Here is a 25,149-nt window from a genome sequence, read left to right on the forward strand (position 1 = left end):
TAACGTTAGGATGGCCCCATCAAGCGGGAGCCAGCGTTCAAAATCAATGGCAAAATCCGCCACAGCTACCAACGACAGCGGCTTTGCTCTCAGCAAGCAGCGCCGCGAAAGGAATCAAGCAGCAATGAGCACAAAGAATCCGATCAGCCGGCTCACCATCAAAGGCTTCAAGTCCATCAAGAATCTTGAAGACTTGCACCTGGGCAGCCTGAACGTGCTGCTGGGTGCCAACGGTGCGGGCAAGAGCAGTTTCGTTTCCTACTTTCGCATGCTCAGCGAAATGATGGAGCTGCGCCTTAAAAAGTGGACGACCCAACAAGGCTCGGCGGACCGCATTGTCAGCTTCGGCATCAAGGAAACACAGAAGATCAGTTCCTATGTCCATTTTGGCTTGAACGGCTATGAGTTCGAGTTGGAACCGACCGTGGAAGGTGACTTTGTTTTTTCCAACGAACGGCTCTTTTTTGACGGTCCCATGTATGGGTCCGAATGGATTCCGCTGGGCTCAGGGCATCAGGAGACCAAGCTCAAAAGAGCTTACGACATCAAACAGTTCCAAGCTCCCTACAAAAATAACGTTGTGGCGTACTGCTACGAATCAATTTCCAGCTGGAAGGTGTTTCACTTCCATGACACCAGCGAAACCGCGAGCGTCAAACGCTACGGACCGGCCCATATCGACGACTATCTGCGTCCAGACGCGTCGAACCTGGCGGCCTATCTGCACCGTTTAGCCACCGAAACGCCCGAGGTCTATGACCAGATCCGCAAAACGATCCAACTGGCGATTCCGTTTTTCGACGACTTTGTGCTCAAGCCTGTGCGACTGGACAGCCAGGAAGAACTGATCAACCTGCAATGGCGGCAGAAGGACAGCGACTACACCTTCTGGCCGAGCCAGCTCTCGGACGGTTCGATTCGTTTCATCTGTCTGGTAACCGCCCTGCTCCAGCCCGACCCGCCATCGACCATCATCATTGATGAACCGGAACTCGGCCTGCATCCCTACGCCATCACGCTCCTGGGTTCACTGCTGCGATCAGCCTCCACCCGAATGCAGGTGATTGTCTCAACGCAGTCAGTTCCTTTGGTAAACGAGTTCTCAATCGACGACCTGATCATCGTCGAGCGGGAGAAAGGCGCAACCGTCTTCAAGCGTCTCGACGAAAAAGCCTTCGAAACATGGCTGGGCGATTATTCGGTAGGCGAGCTGTGGGAGAAAAACATCCTGGGCGGGAGGCCGCGTAAATGATTCGAGTCCACGTGATCTGCGAGGGCCAGACAGAAGAGATGTTCATCAACGAGGTGCTGGCGCAAGCCTTCCAGCACTTGGATATTTATCTGATGCCCGCGCTGATCGGGAAGCCCGGCCACAAGGGTGGCAACTTTCGTTTCGAGCGCCTGCTCAGTGATGTTGAAAAGCGCCTGTTAGGTGACCGTCAGGCATATTGCACCACGTTCTTTGACTTTTATGGCCTACCCGAGGAATTCCCTGGCAAGGCGAACGCCGGTGACAGGAACACCATGGATGAAAAAGCTGATTGCCTGCTTGAAGCGATGGTGGAAAGACTGACAAAGAACTTAGGTGATGAAGCCATGCGCCGATTCATTCCCTATGTGCAAATGTACGAATTCGAGGGGCTGCTATTCAGTTGTCCCACAGGGTTAGCTGTCGGGATCAACCAGCCGGCCCTTGAAGAGCGCTTTTTGCACATACGAAATGAGTTTGAAACGCCGGAAGCCATTAACAACAGCCCGATGACCGCGCCGAGTAAAAGACTGCAGAAGCTTTACGCTGGCTACGACAAACCGCTGCACGGCTCACTTGCCGCGATTGAAATCGGCCTGCCGATCATTCGGCAACAATGCACGCGTTTCGATGCCTGGATGAGGCAGATGGAAGCGTTGCAGACAATCACTCAACTATGACCAATCCGACCAACACCCGCTGCCCACCGCGCCGTATATAAACGAGCGCACGGACGAAGCCCGGCGGGTGCAGAGCATGGGCGCCACCGCCGAATGCTGGAAACCCTTGGAGGAAAAAGGTGTGGTTTCGATTACGTCCAATGGCCTTTCGATAAAGTGAAATAGGAAAATCATGACATTCACAGCTACCTGCATTGTTTCCCTATTTTTCTGGGCTGTTGTTTCAGCCGTCACGGGGAGTAAAGAGCCTTGGGACCTGCCTAATTATTGGACCCTCATCTATCCCGCCGCGCTTGCTTTGTCAGCGACTCTTGGAGCCGTGCTAAAACGCGCCCAGTGGTCCGCAGGCGCCGTCGTGATGCTTGCTCAGATACCAGTGGTTCTGGTTGTTTCTGGTGTTTCCCCGTTGCTAGGTGTGGGTATCCTGTATGCGGCGGTTCTCTCAATTCCGGCGATGACGTTCTCTTGGCTCGCCGGCAAATTGCGGCAGGCTTACATGCCCTAAAGCCCTGATGGTTCTTTTCTTCGTCCACCGCCGTCCTGCAAGATCGTACAAGCCCTCCCGCCCCGTCCGCCACTTACCTGACCACTCTCCCACACCCGAGCATCCGTCATGGTCCAGCGTTCCCCCATAAACCTCACTCAAAAAGCCTCCCTTATCGACCAACCATGGAGCCCACGCGTGGTCGCCGAAATGAACGACTACCCATTCAAGGTGGTACGCATCGAAGGCGAATTCATCTGGCACTCCCACCCCGAAACCGACGAGGCATTCCTGGTGCTGGAAGGCACGCTACGTATCGACCTTCCCGCCGGCCCGGTCTATGTAGCGCCCGGCGAACTGTATGTGGTCCCTCGCGGCGTTGAACACCGCACGGCCGCCGAAGGCGAAGCCAAGCTGATGATGATCGAGCCACGGGGCATCTTGAACACTGGCCATGCAGGTGGGGACCGAACCGCCTTGAATGATCAGTGGATTTGAAGACTGCCGTCAGGTCAGGGCACGGCTTGAAAGCCCACGCGGCTCATCTTGACAGTGGGTTGCGGCAACCTGTACTGCTGCGCATTCATTTGCCTGCGCTCGCCCTTGCCTACCTGTGCCTGACCGCAGTGCCGTTTTTTACGGAGATGAGATGACGTTTCCCCCTCTGCACAACTTTAAAGTGTTCGAGAGCGTTGCCCGCCTGGGCAGTCTGTCGGCCGCCGCAGTTGAGCTGCACGTCACCATCGGCGCGGTGAGTCAGCAAGTCAAAGCGTTGCAGGCCAGCCTCGGCATTGAACTGTTCGAGAAGCGCGGACGGCAACTTGTGCTGACTGCTAACGGTCGCCTGCTACAAAAGCACGTTGCGAATGCGATCGGCGAAATCAAAAACGCGGTGGCTGCCATGCAGCGTGATTCTGCTGCAGAACAGGAGGCCGTCAGTATCACCTTGTCCATCCCACCTGCCGAGGGCGTGGAGTGGTTGACCAGGCCGCTGCTGCGCTTCATGGAAGCGTCGAGCTCGGTGCGGGTAAGCGTGATCACTGCGCCCGGTATGCCGCAGGTAGACTGGCGTCGCGCTGATGTCGCAGTGGTCTACGGCTCGCCGCCATGGTCAGGCGTCTGGTGGCGTTTGCTGCATGGCATACGCATGACACCCGTCTGCAGCCCGCAATACCTGCGCGGCCCGAAAGCCATTCGGGAAGTGTCGGACCTGGCTCGACACCGCCTGCTTCACGAAGACACTGGCAGCCAGTGGCAGCAATGGCTGGCCGACGCCGGTTTCAGCCGTATCGCTAAAGAAGACATCTACTTTGAAGATTTCGGCATGGTATTGCAGGCCGCGCGGGATGGTTTCGGCGTGGCGCTGAGTGACGAGCTGGTTTCCGCCCGCGATCTCGACGAAGGACGATTAGTGCGTCCGCTGTCAGGCACCGTGCCCGCGCTGCACAATTACTATGTTGCCTGCCCCGAAACAGCGCGTGAACGCCCGGAAATCCGGGCATTCATCGACTGGTTACTGGCTACGGCCCGACAGCCCGATCAGTAGCCATAGCCACGACCATCGGTAAAGCGGATGTTGGTGAGAATACTGATGTCCTTCTCGACCTTGTAAAGCTCGGCGCTTTTGATCAATTCCGGATCACTGAAGGTTTCACCTTTGGCCCGCCCGGCGAGGATCAACGCCATCTTGTCGCGAATGGCTTGCACATCGGCGTAGGTCATCGCGGGCACTTTGGAGGGATCCTCGTCAGCGTGAGCACCGTAAATGGCGGTCTGTTTATTGATTAACTTCAGCGTGGCGTCAAGCGAAGCGACATAGTCCTTTAAATTTCCCGCCAGCAACCACGACGGGTAAACGTGGTCTCCGGCCAGCAGAATATTGTGCGTTTCATCGAACAGCGCAACTTCGTCCTGCGTGTGACCGGGCACGCTGATCAGCCGCACCTTGAGACCGCCAAGGTCGACCGTTTCGTCTGGTTTTATCAGCCGCGCGACCTTAAAGGGTGGCAAGGTCATGTGATCGAAGTTGCCCAGATAAACCGGCTCAGGCACGCGAAAGAGGCCATCCTCACCTTTGAACTGGCGTGTGAACGGCGTATCCACCAGGTAGATACTTTCAAAATTGTGCAGGCCACCCAGGTGATCAAAATGCAGATGCGAAGGCAGCATCGAGAGGGGCTTGTTGGTGATCTTGCGCACGACCGAAGTGATGTCTTCTTTTTGATTCGCGCCTGAGTCAAACATCAAGGCCTGATTTTTCCCAACCAATAAATACGAGAAATTTTTCTGGTAATAGTTGGGCTCGCCAATGGCGTAGAGGAAGTCCGTCAACTTATGCACCACAAAAGCCGGACTCTGCGCCGTAGCAGCCGTCTGTGCCTGAAGGTTAAATGACGCGAAGAGGAACGCTGAAGAAACCAGGGTCAGAAATTTTACGAGTGTGCGCATGGTGTGCGAGCCTTTTTTAATTGTCAGCGAAGGGCGGGCTGCTGTCTGCCGCGCCTATCTCACTGATTGTCGGTTCACACATCAATGGAAGATTTTTAAAGTGCGATACTTCAGCTCAACTGAAGCGTGAGGCGCTGCCGGTGATCGGCCGGATAGCGGTGCGCTTACCAAGAAAATCCTTGACGCCCAAAATTGAAGCCTATGAATAAAACCGAATGGCAAGCCCTGAAGCCCAGGCTTAAAAAGTACTTCGCAATAGCCTTGCTGCTCTGCTTCGCGGGGGCGCTTATTTATGGCTACCTGCACAAGCCGGAGCTTCCTCCCCAAATAGTCCTGAAGCAAAACTTCATCCCAGGGGAGTGGCTTTATATCGTCGAGGAAGCCAGGGACCGTTCGGAGCCCAAGACGCTGAAGTTCTATATGGATCACCGTGAATCGACTGACGCAACCATGAAGGTGTACCTAGGCAAGACGCCGCCGTTTCTGGTGTCGGACACCGACTTGAAAGACGTGGTCATCCAACGCGTCGCCAACGGCCTGCACATCAAACTCAAAGGCGCGGTACAGCGGTATCGAAGCGACCTTTATCTGGAGGATGGCGACACCTAGACCACGTATCGGGTAATCCTTGAACAAGTTGAAACCCGACCGCCCTTGCCGAGCGGTCGGTTAGCTTATTTCAACGGAGGGACCCGCGTGATCGCCAGCGCAGGCCAATTTCCTGGAGCCGCGCGGTGTCAAACAACGCTGGCACGATGGAGGCTGCTCATATGATTGATGCCCGCGGCCTTCAAACGGCTTACCAGATCCTCGCGTGCTCCTCGCCCACCAGAACGAACGTATTCAAGCTCCGATGCTGTGATCAATACCACTGGAACCGGGGTTGCGGTGTGGGTGAGGCGTTTTGGGTTAAAGAGCCTTTCAATGAAATGAGAAGTTTCTTGAAGAAGTTCATGCGCATTCCTTGCTGGGTTTCGGCTCAGCCGAACACATGTCAGCACTCGCTGATCTGATGGTAGGCGTTGAACGCATTCTGGCGTGTTGGCTTCGATGAAAATGCAAAAGCAGATTTTGATCCTCCATCACCATGGTGAAAAAGTGTGAGTCACCGCTAGGTTTGTAGACGCTCAACGGCAGCTCTTGGCCGGTTAGCGACCGTTGCTCCGATTAGCCATCCTTGTCCTTCCACACGTGGAGGACTTGTCATGAACATCATCGCTACCTGCAGACGTCAGCCCTGGAACAAAGGAAAACTGGTCGGGCAGAAAACCCCACTCCGACTGAGAGATATCTGGGCCATCCGAGTAAGGCTTCAAATTGCGGAAAGAACCCGAGATCTGGCTCTCTTCGATCTGGCCATCGACAGCAAGCTTCGAGCCTGCGACTTAACCAAGCTCCGCGTTCGCGATGTTGCTCATGGCGAGCACTTATCACCACGAGCCATGGTTATGCAGCAGAAAACGCAGCGGCCTGTGCAGTTTGAGATCACTGAGCAAACACGATCTGCTCTCGGGGCCTGGATACATCGGGCCCAGCTACGCAGCGAGGACTACCTTTTTCCTAGCCGGCTGCATACTTCAGACCATCTATCTACTCGTCAATACGCTCGTATCGTCAAAGGCTGGGTGAAAGCCGTGGACCTTGATCCAGCCATGTATGGCACACACACACAATGAGACGGACGAAGGCATCACTGATCTATCGCAGGACGAAGAACCTGCGGGCGGTCCAGTTGCTGCTCGGCCATACGAAGCTGGAGAGCACTGTTCGATACCTGGGGATTGAGGTCGATGACGCCCTGGAGATGGCGGAACAGACTGAGGTTTGACCATGCATAGCGACGGTCGAAGTCAGACCGTCGCTAACCGGCCAAAAGCGCTCTTTGAGTGGCTAGAAAATTAGGGGCGATTCAATTCAAGCTTGCGAGCCCAGTAGTGAGAACTGCTACACGCTTCCATACCGATAAAGCAAGGCGGTAGGTTGGCAAAATACTGCCACCTGGTCGCGCTTCAGTTGCTTGCGCAACAGAGGCTTGCCTCGCTCGTTCATGCCATGGACTTGGAGCACGTTTTTTGCGAGGTCGATACCAACAGTTCTGATTTCCATGGCTGATTACGCCTGCGTGTAAGTGGCTGGCGACACCCCTCTACTCTGGCACAACGATGCGACTATGGGTGGGGACGTCCATCCCATTGCTTACGATTGTCGGCTTGTTTGCGCAGCGCCTCAAAAAAGCTATACATCGAGAGCTTTGGCGACAGCCTGAAAGAGCGCCTCTCCAGTGAACGGCTTATGCAGATACCCCACCGCGCCGATGGCGAGAATTTCCGCCACCAGCTCTTCATCCCAATGTGCTGACATGCAAATGACGGGAATCTCTCGCCCCGAGCTCTTCAGGACTTGCAGGACCGCATTGCCCGACATCCCCTGCATGCGGATATCCAGCAACACGCATGCAGCGAGAATAGAGAATTCAGAGGCGAGGAAATCTTCACCGCAGCTATAACTCACGGCCTGATAGCCTGCCGACTTCAATAAATTGGAAAGACTTTTACGAACCGATATATCGTCATCGACAACGCATATATTGACCATGAGCATTGCCTGATACGGATAAGTGAACATGATGTTAGGCATAAACAGTAGGCTTTCGACTGGGTATCAAGCGCCTGGCCCACCTGATTGCTCCATGAGCAGTGCGTGCAGTCTATACAATTCAAGCGGATTATCGGCCTGCATTTTTGTCATTATGTGCTTCTTATGCACTTTGGCGGTGATCTCGCTTGTGCCTATCAGCGCAGCTATTTTTTTATTCGCATAGCCTTTTACCAGCAACGTCAGGACCTCGCGCTCCCTGGGTGTCAGGGAAGCATAACGGGCACCGGCGTCGCACACTTGCATCCATTGTTGCCAGGCCTGGCTGGCCGTCGACAGACTGTTTCTGACCGCGCTCAGCAATTCAAGGTCACTGAACGGCTTCACCAAAAACTCAATGGCGCCGGCCTTCATCGCCTTGACCGACATAGGCACGGTGCTGGCGCCCGACATGAAAATGATGGGCATTGGGGAGCCGCAACGTCTCAACTCCTCTTGAAGCTCGAAACCGCTGGTAGTAGCCAAGTGAACGTCCAGCAGCAGGCAGGCGGGACGTTCACCGTGTGTAACGACCGCAAATGCCTGGGCCGATTCGAACGTTTTGTTCTCGACTCCTGCGGCGGACAAGAGGCGGCTCAACGAGCTTCGCACCGAAGCTTCGTCATCCACGATGTAGACGATCGGCTCGGCTGCGCCCTCTGGCTCGAGATGCTCCGACCCTGGATCGTTTCGAGTGGCCTGAGCCTTGCGAACGAAAACCGGCGACGCCGTTTCCTCGGTCATAGCCTCCTGGCCGCCCTGCATGGATGGCGGTATGAGTCGATAACCGCGACGAGGAACCGTTTGGATAAGTTGCGCATCGTCACCCAAGACTTTGCGCAAGCCGGAAATATGCACCTGCAGGTTGTTGTCCTCCACAACCGTACAGCCCCATACCTTTTCGATCAGCTCGTCTTTACTGATGATCGCGCCGTTGGCTTCGATCAAGACCGCAAGAATATCGAATGCTCGTCCGCCCAAACGAAGCAATCGGCCCTCCTGAACGACTTCCCGGCGCTCTAACAAGACAAGAGTATTACCGAATGCAATCATAATATGTCCGCTATTGATCACAGAGCACCAATCATTCCGTTCGCATACTAAGTGAGTTTGCGCCAGCCAGGCCAGTGTGAACCGGTTAAATGACTAATCCACCTGAAAATCACCAGTTCTTTTTAAAAAAATCAATAAGTTACCCCGCTCTCTGAGCACACCCATACAATTTTTCAAGGAATACTGAATTTCCCGGTGATGTTGTTTTAACACTGGTTGAGCAACGACCAAGAGGCATGCATGCTGCGCACGAACGTTCAACGCTGCCTCTAACAGGAGCTCGATAGCTGCGCTCCTGTACGGGCTCCACTGAACCGTCAATAAAGACGGAATTGGCGCTATTTGAAAAAACGGTGATGTCAGCTATGACTAACATGGGCTCCATGGCGCAAGAGGACGGTGTACCCCATGTCTTCGACGAGGCTTGGCTGTACGATTGCGTAAAAACATGTGAGCGGTTTGACGGGGAGGTCTCGTACGCGTGGCTTCATCACCCCGGGACCGATACGCACTGGTTCACCGCCCGCGCCAGTTGGCTGGCCACCTCAACATGCCAGCGGCTTGAACATCAATATCTGGATCTGCGAAAGCTTGATCCCCGATGCGCTATCTTGCCGGTAGCGTTCATTCGCACCGAAGATGGCCCTGTCATTCTCTCCCCGGAACAGAAGTTGTCGAGCGTGGAAACGCTCGTTGAACAGAGCCCCCTGGACATCGGCACGTTCCTCGCGGTTGCCCGAGCCGTAACCGTCTCGATAGCAGGGGTTCATGCGGCAGGCGTCATCCATTGCCAGCTGCAGCCAGGGGCTGTGGTGCTGGATGCGAACGGACAAGCGCGGTTGCGCAGCTTTGGTTATGCCTCACTTTACGAAATGGGCGCGCTGCCAGCCTTGACTCATAAAGAGTGGCCTTATATCGCACCGGAGCAGGTTCGCCTGACGCACCCCACCGTCGACTTTCAAAGCGACCTTTATTCACTGGGTGTCATCTTTTATCAGCTCGCTACCGGCAAGCTTCCCCTGGAGGCGGTGGATGCGCCAAGTTGGCTGCACGCGCACTTGGCTGTACAGCCTGCATCGCCGCATACAGTCAATACAGGGATTCCCGAGATAGTGGCACTGCTGATACTGAAGCTGATCGCTAAAGATCCGGCCAGCCGCTACCAAACGGCTCAGGCGTTGCTGAACGATCTGGATCATTGCGCGGACCAGTGGGACGCTTCGGGTACGCTGAACATGTTCAGCCTGGGCAATTCCGATAAAGCCAAGACGCTCAATGAGGTTCGCCAGCTTGTTGGCAGGGTAAACGAAGCCGACACGCTTCGACATGCCTATACCCGTGTGAGCACCAAAGGCCGCTCGGAACTTGTGGTCCTGCGGGGCGCGCCGGGCGCCGGCAAGACCACGCTGGTCGAACATTTTGTCCTTCAGTTGGGCAGACAGGTGGCTTATTTCGCTTCGGGCAAAAGCGACCAACTCAAGACTGATATCCCGTTCGCCCCTCTGGCTCAGGCACTCAGATCACTGGCGCTGCAGTTGATGGCAATCGGACAGGATCAACTGCAGTCGGTATGCGCAAGGTTGGCCGCGCGGATTGATCGCGATGCGCGGATCATTCTTAACATGGTGCCCGAAATGGAAGGGTTCCTGGGGCGTGGTTCAAGCTTGAATGACCTTCCGCACAATCAAGCCGTGCAGCGTGCAAACCGAGCACTCAGGGAAATGCTCGAAGCGTTCGGAGAGCCCAATCGCCCGCTGGTCTTATTCCTCGACGACATACAGTGGGCCGACGAATCGACAATGGCATTGCTACAGAGCATCTTGTCCTCGCCCCCCAGGCACGTCCTGCTCATTGTGGCGTACCGCGAGCACGAGGCCGCGCATCTGGAAGCCGCGGGCGGCTTCATCCATAACACACGCTTTTCCATGATGCCGGTGACAGAACTGCACATCATGCCCCTGCCCGTAGACGCCGTGGCCGAGTTCATCGTCGCGCTGCTTGGCGACCGCCCGTCCGCCTTGATGTCCATCGCGCAAGTCGTTCACGCCAAGACCGGCGGCAACCCCTTCTTCGTCAATCAGATCATCCGCAACATGATCGATATTGGCGTGCTCGATGTGAATGCCCAATCCGGTGATTGGCAGTGCGATCTCAGCAGGCTGTCGCGGCATCCTTACACGGATAACGTGGTGGATTTGGTGGTCAACAGGCTGGCTCGGTTGCCCGTCGCACAACGTGAGCTCATCCGCCAATTGAGTGTTATCGGTCGTCGCGCAGATATCGATTTCCTCTGTTCATTGACGGCAATGCAAGCCGACACCTTGATGAGTGTCGCCGACAGCCTCATTGAAGCAGGTCTGCTGCTGAAAGACTCGAGCGCCCTCTTCTTCCCGCATGACCGCCTGCTCGAAGCAGCCTATGAGCTCACACCGCCGGCCGAACGACCTCACCAGCATGCACTAATCGCTCGCCTGATGATCAACCGTTCCTCCAGCAGCGCCGAAGATCTTTATGAAGTGGCCAACCAGATTCTGCGGGCCTGCAGAAATGAACAGGTACAGAACGAGGAGACTGCGCCCTTCGCGAAAGCGCTGCTCGACGCCGCCCGAGGCGCGAAAGCCACGGCCGCGATCGACCAGGCGCTTGAATACCTTGATACCAGTCGCGCCTGCCTGGGCGCCGACGGTTGGCACACGCATTACTCACTGATGTATGAAGTCCTGCTGCTGAGTTGTGAATGCAACTTGTTGACTGGGGACCTGATCGCGGCCGACCTCGATACACAGGTGTTGCTGCAACAGGCCGTCCAAAAACTGCATCGAGGTACGGCGTATCGGTTGGCGGCCACCTTGCGCACTCTCCATTCCGACTACGAAGGTGCCATCAGTTCGGCATTAGCAGGCCTGGAGATCATGGGCTTGCCACTCAAGCGCAATCCCAGTGAAGACGAACTGGAACAGGCTGACGAAACGGTGCGGACAGCGGTTGCCGCGCACGATCGTTTTTCCCCGGAGGCGATCCCGCGTTCCAATGACCCCGACGTCGAATGCGCGATGAACCTGCTGTCCACCTTGGCCGCCGCGTTCTTCGTCGACGACGGCATCGCGTTCCTGCATCTGGCGAAGATGGTGGAGCTGACCTTGCATCACGGTGCCACCCAAAGCAGTGGCTACGGTTTCGCGTGGTACGGTGTGAATATCGCTCACCGCTATGACCGCTACGCCGAAGGGCTCGAGTTCGCGCTTGCGGGCCTGGCCCTGGTAGACCGCCATGAGCATGAACGCTCACGCACAGCCGTACTGCTCGGGATCGATCAAGTCAGTCCCTGGACACGTCCTTTCGACTACGCGCTGCAGCACGCGCGTGCTGCGATCACATCCGGGCATGTGAACGGCGACATCGGCATGGGCTGTTATGCCTGCGTGCATCTGATCGGTGACCTGCTGGTCAAAGGTGAAAACCTATTGGCGGTGGGCGACGAAATTGCGCGATACATGCCAGTGGTGCAACAATTTCAGTACGTCGATATCGAGCGCGCGATCAAGGCCCAGCGCATCTTTACCCTGCAAATGATCAATGGCCGACCTAACTCCGCTGCCGAACATTGCAAGGCAGAGCTCTACGCCAGCTTTGCCATTTCAGACGAACAAAAGGTCTCCAAGCCCACGCTGTTCTGGATCTGGCTCTATGCAGGCGTGTCGGCCGTCATCTTCGGCGACACAGCCTATGCAGATCGCTGCTTTGATAACGCAAGACCGTTGGCCTTGGCGATGCCGGCTCACATTAACTTGTCGGACTTCTATTTTTATTCCGCGGTGTCGGTTTCATGCGCGGAGCAATTAAGCGTGGAGCAAAGACTGCTCAGGGTACGCACAAGTCATGACCGCCTGAAACTCTGGGCAGAACTCAATCCAGCGACGTTCTTGAACAAACTGCTGTTGACGCAGGCCGAACTGGCCCGGCTCGGTGGCGACATGCTTGAAGCGCTGCGTTGTTATGATCAGTCCGCTATTGCCGCCGCCGCCAACGGATTTATCCACGAAAAAGCCTTAGCCCACGAACTTGCCGCACGACATTGCGATACGTGTGGCCTGGTTTCCGGTGCGCGCCACCACTGGCGCGCCGCACGCGATGCCTACCGTTTGTGGGGGGCCGGCGGCAAGGTCACGCAACTTGAGGACAGATTCGCCTTTTTGGCAGGTACTGCCGTGCAGGAATATAGCTCCCTGTCGACCAAGCAAAGCGAACTGGACTTGGCAGTAGGTATCAAAGCTGCCCAGGTATTTTCGGAGCAAAGGTTGCCCGAAGAAATTCTTGAGTCGCTGGTGACTCATCTGCTGGTGCATGGAGGCGCGGATAATGGCGCCCTACTCCTCAACGCCGATGGAGCGCTGGAAGTCGTAGCGATCGCCCGGGTCGAAGGCGCAGAGGTGGTCGTCCGCCTGGGTTCTGCATTGTCCACCGATGAAAGGCTTCCGGTAACCGTGCTGAACAGTAGTTGGCGCACCGGCAAGCCGCTTATCCTTGAAGACGCCCAGCACGCCTGCCCGGAGGCCATACGTTCCGAACTTGATGAGCGCTCGGCGCGGTCTGTGCTGTGTCTGCCCATCCTCAAGCAAGGCGTGCAGAAAGGCTTGCTCTATCTGGAAAACTGTCAGATTCCGGGCATCTTCAATGCCGCTCGATTGTCGATGCTGGAAATTTTGTCGTCACAGGCGTTCATTTCTCTGGAAACCGTCCAACTGTATGAACAGCTTCTGGAGGAGAACAGTGCACGCGCTGCGATGGAGGCTGAGTTGCGCATCTCCAGAGCGGAGTTGGCCAAAAGTTCGAACCTTGCAGTGATGGGCGAACTGTCTGCCTCCATCGCCCACGAAATCAGCCAGCCGCTGCTCGCGATCGTGTCCAATGCCTCGGCCAGCCTGTTGTGGCTTCAGCGAGAAATGCCGGACATCGACGAGGTGGTCGTCGGCCTTGAAGACATCAGGACCGATGGCGTACGCGCCGCCAATATCGTCCAGGCATTGCGCTCGCTTGCCAAACAGACTGCGGTCAATCGCAAGCCTGTGGTCGTTGACGATGTGGTGCGCGAGGTGCTTCGACTGACAGCCACGGAAATCGAGATGCACCGCATCCAGTTGATCAGGTCACTGAACAGCGATGCCGCCGAGGTCGCCGCGGATCCGGTCCAGTTGCAGCAGGTCATTTACAATCTGGTCACAAATGCCGTGGAATCCTTGGCTGCAACGGCGCGCGAACACAAACAACTTGAAATTGCATCGCGTGTCGAACACGGCATGCTGCATGTGAGTGTCATTGATAACGGTGATGGCGCCGGGGAAGACACCCTCGCTCAAATTTTCGATCCGTTTTACACAACCAAGGGGAATGGCATGGGCATGGGGCTTTCGATATGCCGTTCGATAGTCACGGCCCATCATGGGAAACTCAGTACCTCTTCCAGACCCGGTGAAGGATTCGAAATAAGCCTTAGCCTTCCGCTTGTCGAGTCCCCGTAGTGTCGTCAAACCATGTACCGCCCGGTCAGGCGGTGCAGGCGCCAGACACTTGATTGGCCTTGCGCCAGCGTAACGGCGTGACACCCAGCATCCGGCCGAAGGTTCTACACAAATGGGCCTGATCGGCAAAGCCACACTCGATCGAGATATGGGAAATGGGCAGCCGGGTCTCCTTGAGCAGTTGCTGGGCGCGTTCAAGCTTGGCATGGATGTACCAATCTCGAGGGGACAAGCCCGTCGCCTTTTTGAACGCCCGGGAGAAATGACTCCTCGACAGGAAGCACTCGCGAGCCACGGTGGCGATCAAACGACGCTCACTGATGTTGCAGGACAAGCACTCTTTAGCCTTTCGAAGCAACCATGGCGCCAGGTGATAGCGCTCGTCCACGTCAAGACTGTGGCGGCCAATCGTGTGGTCGTTGGCAGAGGCGACATTGGCTACCGCAGACGTTTGCATTTCGCCAACAAAGGCGGTTGGCAGATATTTTTTATCTACCTTGGTTTCGATGTACTGGTTCGTTAGGTTCATTGCCTGTCTCCGTGTTTTGTACGAAGCCATCTTTGCAAACGAACCCCATAAAAGACCTTTGCGTGGCTTAAGAGTTGTTAAGGCTCGAACCTCCCGCAAACACAGGGATCAGACACCCTGAACGACACGCTTGTTATCCTTTGGATAATGTTCTTAAGGTTTACCCAGGTCTGTGGGTACGTATTACTTACCTCAACTACAAGGATTCCTCATGCTCAAGAGAATGTTAGTGATAACTGCGATCACGACTTGTTCCTTTTCCGCGGTCTGCGCGTTTGCAAGCGTTGATAACACGCCAAAACCGGGTGGCGTTCTGCCGCTCAAGCCCGGTGTTTTTGTCGCGAAAGGTCAAGACTGTGCCGACCCGGCGAATGCCGGTATTCGAATTTATGACGGCAAGGGCATCCATGGTTCCGCTACCCATGCCTGTGTTGCGAAGATCGTCAAGCAAACAGGTAAGCGTTATGTGCTCGACCAATCCTGCATCGATACATCGGCAGGTGATGGGCCTCGAAAAGTCGCTCGTGAATCGATCCTGATTAAGGACGCGCTGACCTTTATCGCAGGCGAAGGCGTGAAGGCAACATCCTTCACCTATTGCCCTGTTTCTGATTTGCCATCCTGGCTCAAGCAATAGCGCGCGCTGCTCGCTGCAGCCACACGTCGTCTTGTTCAAGGCAAGACGGCCCTCCTTTCCAGGCCCTACCGTCCGGCCAATATCACAACCGTTCAATCCGCCCTCTAACGCCCTCGCTAATTTGATCAGCAGCACAACACCCTTTGAATTTGTATGGCGAATGCCATGCCCCCAACGGAGGATGCAGCCCATGATCCGCTGCGTGCGAATTTGGACTTCAGATGAACACGATTCGATTTTTGAAGAAGGCACGCTCGATTTACCGTACGGCGAACGTGATGACGTACTAAGCGGCCTGATTGATGTCGTTTCCGTTTCATTTCGCGAAACCAGAGCCGGTGGTGCATTTGCATGGCACGACGCCCCGGCGCGGCAATTAGTGATCAACCTAAGCGGCACCCTGGACTTCAAAACCCGCAGGAATGAGCACTTCACGCTGTACCCAGGCGACATTCTGTTTGCAGAAGACACCACAGGCAGCGGCCACAGCTGGACACTCGTTGACGATAAGCCCTGGCATCGCGCGTACCTCATCCTGGCTGCGGACGCAGCGGTGCCTTTTCTGCCACTAGCAAAATCTCAACTGAAGGAGCAACGACCATGAACGTTATGCCCGAAAGAACCGACGTTTTGCTGATCGGCGCCGGCATCATGAGTGCCACGCTCGGCACCGTGCTCAAGGAACTCGAGCCCTCGCTGACGCTGGTCATGTGCGAGACACTCGAAGACTGCGCACTCGAAAGCTCACAGGCATGGAACAACGCAGGCACCGGGCATGCCGCCAACTGCGAGATGAATTACACACCCCGTTTGCCGGATGGCAGCATTGATATCGCCAAGGCGCTGGAGGTCAACACTGAGTTCGATCTGTCCCGCCAATTGTGGTCTTTTCTCGTCAGCAAGGGCGCCATTCCCGATCCGCGCGCCTTCATTCACCCCTGCCCACACATGAGCGCCGTTTGGGGGCAGGAGAACGTCGAGTTCCTACGGGCGCGATTCAAGGCGATGTCCGCTCACCACTGCTACCACGGGATGGAATACAGCGAGGATCACACTGTTATCGCGGGCTGGGCGCCGCTTATCATGGAGGGGCGCTCGGCCGACCAACCGGTGGCGGCGACCCGGATCGTAACCGGCACTGACGTCGATTACGGCGCACTGACCCATTTGCTGGTGGACCAACTGGTAGCGCAGCCAGGGGTTTGCGTGCGGTACAAGCACACAGTCACCGACCTGGCCCAGGAAGCCGACGGCCTGTGGAGGGTCACCATTGAAGACACCCTGGCCCAGAGCAAGCGGATCATCCGCGCGAAATTCGTGTTTATCGGCGCCGGCGGCGCGTCGATCACACTGCTGCAGAAATCCGGTATTCCCGAAGGTCATGGCTACGGTGGATTTCCCGTCAGCGGAATCTGGCTGCGTTGCGACGCTGAAGACATCAGTGCAAGGCATCAGGCTAAGGTTTACGGCAAGGCGGCACACGGTTCGCCGCCCATGTCGGTGCCCCATCTGGACACTCGCATCATCGATGGCAAACGCTCATTGCTGTTCGGCCCCTACGCGGGGTTCTCCAGCAAATTCCTCAAGCACGGCTCCTTGACCGACCTGCTTGCGTCGATCAAGCCAGGCAACCTACTGCCGCTGCTTGCCGTGGCCCGCGACGACTGGCAATTGAGCGAATACCTGATCGGCCAGGTACTGCAGACGTCGGCCAGCCAATTCTCGATGCTGCGCGAGTTTTTTCCCAATGCTCAGCGCCACCAATGGCGTGAAGCGATTGCCGGGCAGCGCGTGCAGATTATCCGCCCGGACAAGGAACGCACCGGCGTGCTGGAGTTTGGCACAGAACTGATCGGCGCCAGCGACAACTCCATCGTCGCCTTGCTGGGCGCATCGCCCGGCGCTTCCACGGCAGCCTATATCGCCGTCGAAGTGCTGCACAAATGCTTCGCCGATCAACTGAAGGATGAGCGCTGGTTATCCAGACTCAAGGCGATCTTTCCAACTTATACCATCGACCTTGCTCAGGACGCCGACGCATGCCGTAGAACCCGCGCCGAAACAGCCCGGATACTCAGACTGGAAAACGTCTGAACGTTGTCATCCGATAACCTGAAACACCTTCGCCAACCGGAGATGAATATGACAGACACTCGTATCGAGCATGACAGTCTGGGACCTGTCAGCGTACCGTCCGACAAACTCTGGGGTGCCCAGACACAACGGTCACTTGAACATTTCAGTATTGGCAGTGACCTGATGCCCCGCGAGATGATCACAGCCTACGCCACCCTCAAGAAAGCAGCCGCCCTGGCAAACCGGGATGGCGGACGCCTGCAAGCGCAACCTTGCGCCTTGATCGTTAAGGTGTGCGACGAGATTCTCGCCGGCCAGCACCGCGACATGTTTCCTCTGCACGTCTGGATGACGGGCAGCGGTACCCAGTTCAATATGAATGTCAACGAAGTCATTTCAAACCGCTGCTGTCAGCTCGCAGGCACCGAGTTGGGCAGCAAAACACCCGTACATCCCAATGATCACGTCAACATGGCGCAGTCGTCCAACGATAGTTTTCCCTCTGCGATGTGCATCGCTGCAGCGGCCAACGTCAAGGAACGGCTAATGCCTGCCGTTACAGCGCTACGCGATTCGATCAACGTTAAAGTCGAGGCCTGGAAGAATATCGTCAAGATCGGCCGCACACACATGCAGGACGCCACGCCACTGACGCTGGGCCAGGAATGGTCGGGGTACGCAGGTATGCTGTCGGACGATCTGGAGCGAATCGATTACGCACTCAATAGCGTCTATCAGCTGGCGTTGGGGGGAACTGCCGTGGGTACCGGCATCAACTCGGCACCTGGTTTTGCCGAAGCTGCGGCGGCGGGCATCGCGCAACTGACAGGCCTGCCATTTGTGACTGCTCCCAATAAATTCGCCGTTCAGGGTGCACATGACGGGCTGGTACAACTTTCGGGGACGCTGCGTACGCTTGCAGTTTCGCTATACAAAATCGCTAACGACATTCGACTTATGGCATGCGGGCCGCGCGCAGGTTTTGCCGAACTCATCATCCCCGAGAATGAGCCGGGCTCCTCAATCATGCCGGGGAAAGTCAATCCGACACAGTGCGAGGCAATGACCATGCTGGCTGTTCAGGTCATGTCCAACGACGTTGCAGTTGGTTTTGGTGGCGCTGGGGGCTATCTGGAGATGAACGTCTACAAACCCTTGATCATCTTCAACGTTACCCACTCAATCACGCTGCTGACCGATGGGTGTGTGAATTTCCGACGTTTCCTGGTGGAGGGAACTCAGCCGAACCTCAAGAAAATCCAGGAGAATGTTGAGCAGTCACTGATGCTGGTGACTGCGCTCGCCCCCGTCATCGGTTATGACAAAGCATCGAAAATCGCCCACTTCGCCATGGACAACGACCTCACGCTTAAGGCTGCGGCGCTGCATCTGGGCTTTGTTGACGAAGAAGAGTTCGACCGAATCGTCGATCCCCGCAAGATGGTTTCGCCCTATGTCGCGCCCCCTCAGTGACCCAGTGGATAATCCATTGAGTGGCGAAGACCTAAATGCTCAACTCGTACTGACCGCGGCCAAGGTGCTGTATGGCAACGGGCAGATGACTGATCAGGTGGTCGACGCGGCTCAACGGCTGGCCACTGTTCTGGGCATTGACGCCAAGTTGGTGCCGCGCTGGAGCGGCTTGTCGTTGGTGGAGACATTATCCGCACCGAACACGCTTGGGTCGCAAGGCTTTGGCTGGATCAAGATCAGTCCCACCGCCGTCAACATGGACCGAGTTGCCGCCGCTATGCGAGTGGTAGCGGACGTGGAAGCAGGCCGTTTGAGGCCTGCGCAAGCGTTTGCAAAACTTACAGCTATAAGCATTCGACCTCCTACCGGAGATTGGACGTTCGCCTTGGCCGCAGCAGCAGGTGCTGTGGCCCTCGCAGTGATCTTCGGACTGCGCCATGTAACTCCGGCGCTCTTGATCTTCGCATGCGCCGGCATAGGTGCACTCTTGCGCCGCAAGCTAGGGAGGCATACCGGGAATCTGCTCATACAGCCGTTTACGGCCGCCTTACTGGCCGGGCTGGTCGGAGCAGTCGCAGTACGTTTAGATCTTAGCTCGACACTGCGTCTAGTCGCAGTGTGCCCGTGCATGGTTTTGGTTCCGGGTCCGCACTTACTCAACGCCGCTGCCGATGCCCTCAAAGCTCGACTCAGGCTCGGTGGGTGCAGGCTCATCTATGCAGGACTGATCATCAGCTCAATCACAGCGGGCTTGTTGTTGGGGCTAGCCACACTAGGTGTGTCATTGCCTCCTGAACCCGCTGCGGTGGCCGTATCGATTTGGGACGACATGATCGCGTCCGGCATCGCGGTGCTTGCCTTCAGCGTGTTTTTTTCAACGCCTTTGCGCATGGTCCTTTGGCCGGTTGCAGTGGGCGTGAGCGCACACGTAGTGCGTTGGTGGCTGCTCACTCTGGGTTGTGAGCTTGCAACCGCAGCGTTCATCGCATGCACATTGGTTGGGGTAGCGTTGACCCCGGTCTCGCATCGGTATCGCATGCCATTTGCAGCGGTAGGTTTCGCTGCAGTAGTGTCACTGATTCCAGGCGTGTACCTGTTTCGCCTAGCTAGCGGATTACTAACGCTAGTACACGGCTTAAGCGATGACACAGGGATACAAGAGATGATTTCCAACGTAATGACCTCCACTAGCATCCTCTTCGCGATGAGTCTTGGCCTGATCGGCCCCAAGTTGGCCATGGATCGTTTGTTCCGTGTAACCGCATCCGCAAGCCGTGGCAAGTAAACAGGGAGGATCAATAGCAAGTACGAACCGGTGATTCACGTTTCAATTTAAGGAATAAATATAGGGTCGCTACCTCTTCCGCCCCCCGGATACCCGTCGCCCCATGGTTGGTTTGCGCGCATCGGCTCCAAACTTAGCGGGTTTCTGGTTCGATGTAACCCACTTGGATGCCGGTCACTACATGCAGCTCCCGGCCAATAGCTGCCGTTTATGAGCGGCAGCCATCGGCCAAAAAGAAGCCGGTCGAGCAAATGCATGGCGGTGTCTACAAAATCAGGAGCAATTCAAACGGAAAATTTGCTGGCAGGATTAGCGGCAGTGGTAAGGACTCTCGCTGCGCAGTTCCTCGCCGGTTTTGGCGTCGCGAATGATCACCGTGGCCCCTGGCGCGTTAAGACAGAAGGCGTTACGTATGGGGTAAATGTTATGGCCTTGGGCAACGAAGGTTCCGAGCTTTTTTATCTGAGCGCCGGAAGCGTCGTGAGCCGTCATGGTGTACTCACCCGACATGGTCACGCAGCCGCTCAGCGCCAGAAGCAAGGTGGCGCAGATTGCGTACTTCACAGCTGATGTCCTTAAAGAGCTCAATGCCGATTCCTCCAGAAGTGGGCGAGACGGTCCAACACCAAATCTGCCCCCGCCGCCCGAGCGACGGCGGCCTGCTCTTCATTCCTGACGGTGGCCGCTACCCACGCGTCCGCCGACTTTGCCAGGAGGATGGTACGGCCTGCGTCGACGGCACCACCATATAGCCAGCCGCGGTTCCTGTCGGCCTGCCGTATTGCGCTTCATAGATCCATACCCGCTGGCCTACCCGACTGGCCTCTTCTCACTCTCACACAGTGGAAAGTGTTATTAGGCACGTCAGCACTGGTGGGAGACCGAAGACATAGAAATCATTGGCTGAATCGTGCCAGCGACCTCTGCGCATCGACAGGCGGTCATCTTTCTACCGAAACGAGCAGAGCATAGTGGTGCCGACGGGCAATGGCGAAAATTAATAACTCAACCTATGTACTATGACTATGGTGATAGCCGGTAGCGGCAACCAAGACCACTGCGCAAGCTATTGAAATTGAAGGATTGCAGGCTGGATATGTGTTAGTTCCTGCAGATTGTGAAATCTTTATTCATCCGATGTGTCAAAAACAGCGATCCTTGGCTTAAAGAATTATGGTTACCTGCCGCTATAGAGGTTGAGTCTTGCTGTCTTTTCTATACAAGACGACGCGGAAGGACAAGAGTTATAGTGACTATCAAATTTAAAGGGATATTTATGAAATTCGCTAAACTGTTCGGAGCAGCAACTCTATTCGCCTCTATGATTGCATCTGCCCAAGCAGGCACAATCGTCACCGTGAAGGTGAAGAACTCTACGACCGGTCCAGCCGCGTACACTTTCGAGTACTTTTCAGGGAGTGTAGCTCCCACCCCAAGTACGATTCTGCCGTCTGCAACGACAACATTTGCCCTGACCAGTGTCGCGGATACGGTTTCAGGAATGCGATTCGTCTATACTTCAGGTAATAAGAAATGTCGTTTTGCAGCAAGCCACCAGGTCAATCCAACGACTAAAGCCCCTAGCTGGACTAAAATGGGCACTAGCACTGGTTTCGATAACGCTACTTGCAACGCCAATATCACAGCAATTCAATCAGCGCCTCCCTATAACTACACTGTCGAATTTGAAATCAAATAATCCGACATTTGTATAGGCACCCTAGCTGAAGATAGCTCTCGAACTATCTTCAGCGTATGGAGTATCACCATGGATATTTCGATCAAATCGTATCAAGCAAGTACACAGGCAAAGGTTTCTACACAAGAGAAGCTTCCTTCGTCCAACCCTGTAAATTTACCTTCAGGAGATGCCGCCCTCAAGACGACGGAGACCGTCACAATCTCCGATTCTGCACGAGCACTGTACGCATTAAGTAACGCTGATGACAAACAAGCCTCTATGTCCAATAGGGATTTAAAAGGACAATATGCAAAAGGTCAGAGCGATATGTACAATTTCGGGCAGCGGATTGCTGGCGGGAATCTTAATAATGAGGATCTACTTCCCAAAACAGATGACGCTGCCCGTTTGGCGTTAGGTCAGCAGTCACTAGATTACGCAATTGGGCTTTCTAAGCTCCCCCCGAAAAACTTCCAAACCCATTTGAAGGTATGGCCCGAAACGGGCTAAGCAATATTGTTTATGATGATTCAGGAACCTATACGGATGCAGAACGATATGCCGCTTATGGGGAGCTTAGTAAGCAGGATGAAACATATTTTTCCAAGTTGTACGCCAATATAACGAACGGCGGTGACAACAGTGAAATCTTCAAAGGCATCATGGACTATTTCGATGATCTTCCAGCGGTCGAGAAAGCGGCATACCCTGATGGTTTTAGGGACAGTATAAAAAGTCTTTACCAAGAGCAGTTAGGACAATCGGGGCCGCTCGCCCTTCTCAGGCAATCGACTGAAAACGACTCTGATAAATTGTCCCCGAGCTTCTTCAACAAGGAACAATCACCGGAGCAGATGTTACAAGCCGTCTTAGAAAAAGCGATTGCTCTTTCGACGGTCTGACCAGTCCAAAGCAACCAATGTGTCACTGCACGGATCAATGACGAAGCGTTTTTACACACTCTGGGTCGAAAGCCGTCTTTCGTGAATGTCGGCTTATGGCCGATTCTGTTGAAAACAGTCAGCTTCGAATTCCACGCCAGAAAAGTACGCGACTGAGATTGAAATCTGAATTTTTGGCAGCCGGTTCAGTACTCGGATTTCACATAGCGGCGGGCAACAGAGGTGTTTTCATCCATCAATATTCGAGTGTTTTGGGAAAACCAACTTTTTCAACACAATCGGCCAGGAGCTATGGCAGGAGGATGCGTGCTCGCTCGCGTACGAATCAACATCGTTGGCAACCGGCTTAGTTGTGCAAGACGGGATGCCCGGACGATTAGCGTTCATCGGCCAGTAGTGCCCAGCGCTCGTGATCGCACCAGACCCCGGCGATCTGAAGGTATTTCGGAGAAAACCCCTCTTTTTGAAATCCGAGACGTTTGACCAGAGCTATTGATCGCACATTTTCAGGTTGAATATTGGCTTCAATACGGTGAAGCCCCAACTCCTCAAAGGCATACATCGTTGTCAACTCCACCGCCTGGGACATTCTTCCAGTCCCAGCAAACGAGACCATGCCCCAGTAGCTGAGATAGGCGTTTTGAAATCCTTTATAGAATATCTGGCTTAGATGGGTGACCCCGACAATCTGACCAGATTCTCTATCGCGGGCCAGTAGCCCAACACTTGCGCCTGTGATTTGAGCCGAATACCACTCCTCGAACCCCGAAGCGGTTGTGAACGGCTGTACCCAGTGGCCATGATATTCCCGGCTTTCCTGATTCGCGTGTAGAAGCTCATCAATATCTTTACGCGTTACCCGAGCAAGCTTAACGTTTGACATTTCCATAATATTTTTTAGTCACCTACTTTCCAGATAGCGTTATCCGGACCACTGACTCAAATGCTCCCGGGAGCACCTGTCCTACCTATTTGTGATCTTCATGATGAAGACGAACACGGTCTCAAGTCCACTAAGACTATCGGGCTGACGTCCGCTACCGGCCCAGAGTGTATAAAAACGCTTCGCCAAAATTGAAGTGGGCGCATCTACGTTAAATCTGAAATTTATCGGCAGGTGAGCAGACACAGATTTTGCGTAGAAACGCGAATTTCAATGTGGTTTCGGATGCGTGCAGCGCTGAAAAACGTTTTTACACACTCTGGGCCGATAGCTGCCAGAGTTAGAGGTTTCTTAGCTGCACGATGTGAGTCGCATGAGCGTCTCGAGTTCGTGTGAAGCCGCAGCGCAGGTAAAAAGCGCCTCCCTCAGAAGTGTCGGTGAAAAGACGCACACTTTCAAAGTGCAAAGCGGCGTGGGTAAGCAAGGCGCTAACCAGTCGCCTGCCAATCTGTTGCCCCCGTGACGCAGGAATCACATAAACACGCCGCAGCCTTCCTGTGCGGGTATGCGTGAACGGATCAACAGACAGACCTCCAACGCCCACCAGTTGCCGGTCTAGATACGCTGCCATTAGGCATTCGCCTGGCGCATCGAAGCGATTGGTACCTGAATGCCATTCCGAGGTCAGCCGGGTGATAAACCTGAAACCTTCTGCCACAGCCTCTTTCTCAAGGGCAGAAATTTGTGGCGGCATGTGCGTAACCCGTTGAATCTCCATTGGCGGTCAGTCCTACCTGATTGGGTACGAAGCTTCTGAGTTGCTAGGATCTCAATGTGCGGACTGTGCGCACGCAAGCGGCAGCTATGGCAATAGCAGCCACTCGTAAACGGCAGTTCCGCATTGAATCAGGCAACCGTCGATCAATCTCGCGGAGTGTGGACGGTCGAATTTCCAATGCTCGCGAGAAAAATGCCGGTATCCCGATTAGAGCGCAGACAAACCACGCGGCAAGCTGATGGCGCTGTTGCAACAAGTTGCTTCATCTTTTCTCGCGCTGATTTTTTCGTCCGCCACATGAATCTAAAAAACTCCGGCAGGTTCATCAGCAGTTCGGGGCAATTCTCCGGCAAGTCAGGCCGAGACTGACCGCGTTGGAGCAGGGTTCTGCGCAGTACGCGCAAGAATCGAAGCGTCGCCGAACGATCAATCCATATCAAAATATCTGCACGGGCCAGCCGGTTGTCCCAAGTGGCTGAATGGCCACCTTCGAATATCCAACAATCTCGGGCCTCTACATCGAGACAAAGCTGTGTCTTCTCGTCTCGACTTCGTTCGATCCACCCTGGCTGCCAGTGAATAGTGTCGATATGAACGACCGGCAACCCCGTGCGCTGACCAAGCTCACGCGCCAAAGTGCTTTTGCCTGACCCAGGTTGACCAACAATCATCACCCGTTGCATCGAAGCTCCTTCTCGCTATGCAAGCTGATTTTTTGGAGGGGCGCGATTTTACGTCAATGCCTATCTCGGTCAACAACAAGCGGTCAGCAGACCAGATCCATGCGGGTAACAGGAACGCCACGCTGATCCAGATACCCTGGAGAGCCTCTGCCGAA

Annotated in this window: 23 protein-coding genes and 3 pseudogenes; 16 read left to right on the forward strand and 10 right to left on the reverse strand. The window is 55.1% G+C overall.

The window, feature by feature from the left end; translation table 11 throughout:
• Positions 1 to 46: 46 nt before the first annotated feature.
• From AB4O05_RS23295 to AB4O05_RS23315, 5 genes are all read left to right on the forward strand, one after another.
• The gene (locus AB4O05_RS23295; RefSeq protein WP_460135094.1) at positions 47 to 1,252 is read left to right on the forward strand and encodes an AAA family ATPase; all 1,206 of its coding nucleotides are present in this window, start codon (positions 47 to 49) and stop codon (positions 1,250 to 1,252) included.
• A complete protein-coding gene (locus tag AB4O05_RS23300; RefSeq protein WP_460135093.1) occupies positions 1,249 to 1,929 on the forward strand; it encodes a DUF4276 family protein in 681 nt (226 codons plus the stop codon). Before AB4O05_RS23295 ends, AB4O05_RS23300 begins: the two co-directional genes overlap by 4 nt.
• 172 nt (positions 1,930 to 2,101) lie before the next feature.
• On the forward strand, positions 2,102 to 2,434 hold the full coding sequence (locus tag AB4O05_RS23305) for a hypothetical protein (RefSeq protein ID WP_460135091.1): 333 nt from the start codon (positions 2,102 to 2,104) through the stop codon (positions 2,432 to 2,434).
• 108 nt (positions 2,435 to 2,542) lie between these two features.
• Positions 2,543 to 2,911: a cupin domain-containing protein gene (locus tag AB4O05_RS23310; RefSeq protein ID WP_460135090.1), complete on the forward strand. Its 369-nt coding sequence runs from the start codon at positions 2,543 to 2,545 to the stop codon at positions 2,909 to 2,911.
• A gap of 151 nt (positions 2,912 to 3,062) precedes the next feature.
• The gene (locus AB4O05_RS23315; protein ID WP_460135089.1) at positions 3,063 to 3,959 is read left to right on the forward strand and encodes a LysR substrate-binding domain-containing protein; all 897 of its coding nucleotides are present in this window, start codon (positions 3,063 to 3,065) and stop codon (positions 3,957 to 3,959) included.
• On the opposite strand, the gene AB4O05_RS23320 is transcribed toward AB4O05_RS23315, so the two are convergent.
• Positions 3,953 to 4,861, reverse strand: coding sequence for an MBL fold metallo-hydrolase (locus tag AB4O05_RS23320; protein ID WP_460135087.1), 909 nt, complete (start codon positions 4,859 to 4,861; stop codon positions 3,953 to 3,955). The genes AB4O05_RS23315 and AB4O05_RS23320 overlap by 7 nt on opposite strands.
• A gap of 201 nt (positions 4,862 to 5,062) precedes the next feature.
• On the opposite strand from AB4O05_RS23320, the gene AB4O05_RS23325 reads away from it, so the two are divergent.
• A complete protein-coding gene (locus AB4O05_RS23325; RefSeq protein WP_460135086.1) occupies positions 5,063 to 5,470 on the forward strand; it encodes a hypothetical protein in 408 nt (135 codons plus the stop codon).
• Between the two features lie 128 nt (positions 5,471 to 5,598).
• On the opposite strand, the pseudogene AB4O05_RS23330 reads toward AB4O05_RS23325, so the two are convergent.
• Positions 5,599 to 5,739 (reverse strand): annotated as a pseudogene (locus AB4O05_RS23330) (suppressor of fused domain protein); the annotation flags it as partial.
• Between the two features lie 327 nt (positions 5,740 to 6,066).
• Between AB4O05_RS23330 and AB4O05_RS23335 the strand changes: the two are divergent.
• Positions 6,067 to 6,689, forward strand: a pseudogene (locus tag AB4O05_RS23335) (tyrosine-type recombinase/integrase).
• Positions 6,690 to 6,774: 85 nt separating this feature from the next.
• Here the strand turns inward: AB4O05_RS23335 and AB4O05_RS23340 are convergent.
• The 3 genes and pseudogenes from AB4O05_RS23340 to AB4O05_RS23350 form a co-directional block, all read right to left on the reverse strand.
• Positions 6,775 to 6,967 (reverse strand): annotated as a pseudogene (locus AB4O05_RS23340) (IS110 family transposase); the annotation flags it as partial.
• A gap of 129 nt (positions 6,968 to 7,096) precedes the next feature.
• Complete coding sequence (locus AB4O05_RS23345) at positions 7,097 to 7,498, reverse strand: response regulator transcription factor (protein WP_460135084.1); 402 nt, start codon at positions 7,496 to 7,498, stop codon at positions 7,097 to 7,099.
• A gap of 24 nt (positions 7,499 to 7,522) precedes the next feature.
• Complete coding sequence (locus AB4O05_RS23350) at positions 7,523 to 8,548, reverse strand: response regulator (protein ID WP_460135082.1); 1,026 nt, start codon at positions 8,546 to 8,548, stop codon at positions 7,523 to 7,525.
• Between the two features lie 365 nt (positions 8,549 to 8,913).
• On the opposite strand from AB4O05_RS23350, the gene AB4O05_RS23355 reads away from it, so the two are divergent.
• Positions 8,914 to 14,067: a trifunctional serine/threonine-protein kinase/ATP-binding protein/sensor histidine kinase gene (locus AB4O05_RS23355; protein ID WP_460135080.1), complete on the forward strand. Its 5,154-nt coding sequence runs from the start codon at positions 8,914 to 8,916 to the stop codon at positions 14,065 to 14,067.
• Positions 14,068 to 14,092: 25 nt separating this feature from the next.
• Here the strand turns inward: AB4O05_RS23355 and AB4O05_RS23360 are convergent, their stop codons facing one another.
• Positions 14,093 to 14,596, reverse strand: a complete 504-nt coding sequence (locus AB4O05_RS23360; RefSeq protein ID WP_460135078.1) for a helix-turn-helix domain-containing protein — start codon at positions 14,594 to 14,596, stop codon at positions 14,093 to 14,095.
• 211 nt (positions 14,597 to 14,807) lie between these two features.
• Here AB4O05_RS23360 and AB4O05_RS23365 point away from each other — a divergent pair, with 211 nt between their 5' ends.
• The 5 genes from AB4O05_RS23365 to AB4O05_RS23385 all read left to right on the forward strand — a co-directional run bounded on the left by AB4O05_RS23365 (position 14,808) and on the right by AB4O05_RS23385 (position 20,067).
• Entirely contained in the window at positions 14,808 to 15,233 is a 426-nt protein-coding gene (locus AB4O05_RS23365; protein WP_460135076.1) for a hypothetical protein, read from the forward strand.
• 190 nt (positions 15,234 to 15,423) lie between these two features.
• Positions 15,424 to 15,837 carry a cupin domain-containing protein gene (locus AB4O05_RS23370; RefSeq protein WP_460135074.1) on the forward strand — a complete coding sequence of 138 codons (414 nt, stop codon included), beginning with the start codon at positions 15,424 to 15,426 and terminating at the stop codon, positions 15,835 to 15,837.
• Positions 15,834 to 17,327 (forward strand): malate dehydrogenase (quinone), encoded by a 1,494-nt coding sequence (mqo, locus tag AB4O05_RS23375; RefSeq protein ID WP_460135073.1) that lies wholly within the window; start codon positions 15,834 to 15,836, stop codon positions 17,325 to 17,327. Before AB4O05_RS23370 ends, mqo begins: the two co-directional genes overlap by 4 nt.
• A 48-nt stretch (positions 17,328 to 17,375) precedes the next feature.
• On the forward strand, positions 17,376 to 18,782 hold the full coding sequence (fumC, locus tag AB4O05_RS23380) for a class II fumarate hydratase (RefSeq protein ID WP_460135071.1): 1,407 nt from the start codon (positions 17,376 to 17,378) through the stop codon (positions 18,780 to 18,782).
• Positions 18,763 to 20,067, forward strand: a complete 1,305-nt coding sequence (locus AB4O05_RS23385; protein WP_460135069.1) for a threonine/serine exporter family protein — start codon at positions 18,763 to 18,765, stop codon at positions 20,065 to 20,067. The genes fumC and AB4O05_RS23385 overlap by 20 nt, the downstream gene beginning before the upstream one ends.
• Positions 20,068 to 20,376: 309 nt before the next feature.
• On the opposite strand, the gene AB4O05_RS23390 is transcribed toward AB4O05_RS23385, so the two are convergent.
• On the reverse strand, positions 20,377 to 20,631 hold the full coding sequence (locus AB4O05_RS23390; protein ID WP_460135068.1) for a hypothetical protein: 255 nt from the start codon (positions 20,629 to 20,631) through the stop codon (positions 20,377 to 20,379).
• Positions 20,632 to 21,316: 685 nt separating this feature from the next.
• On the opposite strand from AB4O05_RS23390, the gene AB4O05_RS23395 reads away from it, so the two are divergent.
• The 3 genes from AB4O05_RS23395 (at position 21,317) to AB4O05_RS23405 (ending at position 22,650) form a co-directional block, all read left to right on the forward strand.
• Positions 21,317 to 21,766: a hypothetical protein gene (locus tag AB4O05_RS23395; RefSeq protein WP_460135066.1), complete on the forward strand. Its 450-nt coding sequence runs from the start codon at positions 21,317 to 21,319 to the stop codon at positions 21,764 to 21,766.
• Between the two features lie 69 nt (positions 21,767 to 21,835).
• A complete protein-coding gene (locus AB4O05_RS23400; protein WP_460135064.1) occupies positions 21,836 to 22,258 on the forward strand; it encodes a hypothetical protein in 423 nt (140 codons plus the stop codon).
• Complete coding sequence (locus AB4O05_RS23405; RefSeq protein WP_460135062.1) at positions 22,240 to 22,650, forward strand: hypothetical protein; 411 nt, start codon at positions 22,240 to 22,242, stop codon at positions 22,648 to 22,650. Before AB4O05_RS23400 ends, AB4O05_RS23405 begins: the two co-directional genes overlap by 19 nt.
• 376 nt (positions 22,651 to 23,026) lie before the next feature.
• Here AB4O05_RS23405 and AB4O05_RS23410 read toward each other — a convergent pair whose 3' ends face one another.
• The 3 genes from AB4O05_RS23410 to AB4O05_RS23420 form a co-directional block, all read right to left on the reverse strand.
• Positions 23,027 to 23,539 (reverse strand): GNAT family N-acetyltransferase, encoded by a 513-nt coding sequence (locus tag AB4O05_RS23410; RefSeq protein WP_460135060.1) that lies wholly within the window; start codon positions 23,537 to 23,539, stop codon positions 23,027 to 23,029.
• 334 nt (positions 23,540 to 23,873) lie between these two features.
• Positions 23,874 to 24,311 (reverse strand): GNAT family N-acetyltransferase, encoded by a 438-nt coding sequence (locus AB4O05_RS23415; RefSeq protein ID WP_460135058.1) that lies wholly within the window; start codon positions 24,309 to 24,311, stop codon positions 23,874 to 23,876.
• Positions 24,312 to 24,454: 143 nt separating this feature from the next.
• The gene (locus AB4O05_RS23420; RefSeq protein WP_460135056.1) at positions 24,455 to 24,994 is read right to left on the reverse strand and encodes an AAA family ATPase; all 540 of its coding nucleotides are present in this window, start codon (positions 24,992 to 24,994) and stop codon (positions 24,455 to 24,457) included.
• Positions 24,995 to 25,149 lie beyond the last annotated feature (155 nt).

It is taken from the genome of Pseudomonas sp. S1_G07 (genome assembly GCF_054668565.1).

Bases quoted from the DNA above. Each gene is read 5' to 3' on its own strand.
- AB4O05_RS23405 (WP_460135062.1), top strand. From the start codon at position 22,240: ATGGCCCGAAACGGGCTAAGCAATATTGTTTATGATGATTCAGGAACC.
- AB4O05_RS23325 (WP_460135086.1), top strand. From the start codon at position 5,063: ATGAATAAAACCGAATGGCAAGCCCTGAAGCCCAGGCTTAAAAAGTAC.
- AB4O05_RS23295 (WP_460135094.1), top strand. From the start codon at position 47: ATGGCAAAATCCGCCACAGCTACCAACGACAGCGGCTTTGCTCTCAGC.
- AB4O05_RS23315 (WP_460135089.1), top strand. From the start codon at position 3,063: ATGACGTTTCCCCCTCTGCACAACTTTAAAGTGTTCGAGAGCGTTGCC.
- AB4O05_RS23410 (WP_460135060.1), bottom strand. From the start codon at position 23,539: ATGGAAATGTCAAACGTTAAGCTTGCTCGGGTAACGCGTAAAGATATT.
- AB4O05_RS23365 (WP_460135076.1), top strand. From the start codon at position 14,808: ATGCTCAAGAGAATGTTAGTGATAACTGCGATCACGACTTGTTCCTTT.
- mqo (WP_460135073.1), top strand. From the start codon at position 15,834: ATGAACGTTATGCCCGAAAGAACCGACGTTTTGCTGATCGGCGCCGGC.
- AB4O05_RS23355 (WP_460135080.1), top strand. From the start codon at position 8,914: ATGACTAACATGGGCTCCATGGCGCAAGAGGACGGTGTACCCCATGTC.
- AB4O05_RS23415 (WP_460135058.1), bottom strand. From the start codon at position 24,311: ATGGAGATTCAACGGGTTACGCACATGCCGCCACAAATTTCTGCCCTT.
- AB4O05_RS23320 (WP_460135087.1), bottom strand. From the start codon at position 4,861: ATGCGCACACTCGTAAAATTTCTGACCCTGGTTTCTTCAGCGTTCCTC.
- AB4O05_RS23360 (WP_460135078.1), bottom strand. From the start codon at position 14,596: ATGAACCTAACGAACCAGTACATCGAAACCAAGGTAGATAAAAAATAT.
- AB4O05_RS23400 (WP_460135064.1), top strand. From the start codon at position 21,836: ATGGATATTTCGATCAAATCGTATCAAGCAAGTACACAGGCAAAGGTT.
- fumC (WP_460135071.1), top strand. From the start codon at position 17,376: ATGACAGACACTCGTATCGAGCATGACAGTCTGGGACCTGTCAGCGTA.
- AB4O05_RS23370 (WP_460135074.1), top strand. From the start codon at position 15,424: ATGATCCGCTGCGTGCGAATTTGGACTTCAGATGAACACGATTCGATT.
- AB4O05_RS23305 (WP_460135091.1), top strand. From the start codon at position 2,102: ATGACATTCACAGCTACCTGCATTGTTTCCCTATTTTTCTGGGCTGTT.
- AB4O05_RS23385 (WP_460135069.1), top strand. From the start codon at position 18,763: ATGTCGCGCCCCCTCAGTGACCCAGTGGATAATCCATTGAGTGGCGAA.
- AB4O05_RS23420 (WP_460135056.1), bottom strand. From the start codon at position 24,994: ATGCAACGGGTGATGATTGTTGGTCAACCTGGGTCAGGCAAAAGCACT.
- AB4O05_RS23310 (WP_460135090.1), top strand. From the start codon at position 2,543: ATGGTCCAGCGTTCCCCCATAAACCTCACTCAAAAAGCCTCCCTTATC.
- AB4O05_RS23350 (WP_460135082.1), bottom strand. From the start codon at position 8,548: ATGATTGCATTCGGTAATACTCTTGTCTTGTTAGAGCGCCGGGAAGTC.
- AB4O05_RS23345 (WP_460135084.1), bottom strand. From the start codon at position 7,498: ATGCCTAACATCATGTTCACTTATCCGTATCAGGCAATGCTCATGGTC.
- AB4O05_RS23300 (WP_460135093.1), top strand. From the start codon at position 1,249: ATGATTCGAGTCCACGTGATCTGCGAGGGCCAGACAGAAGAGATGTTC.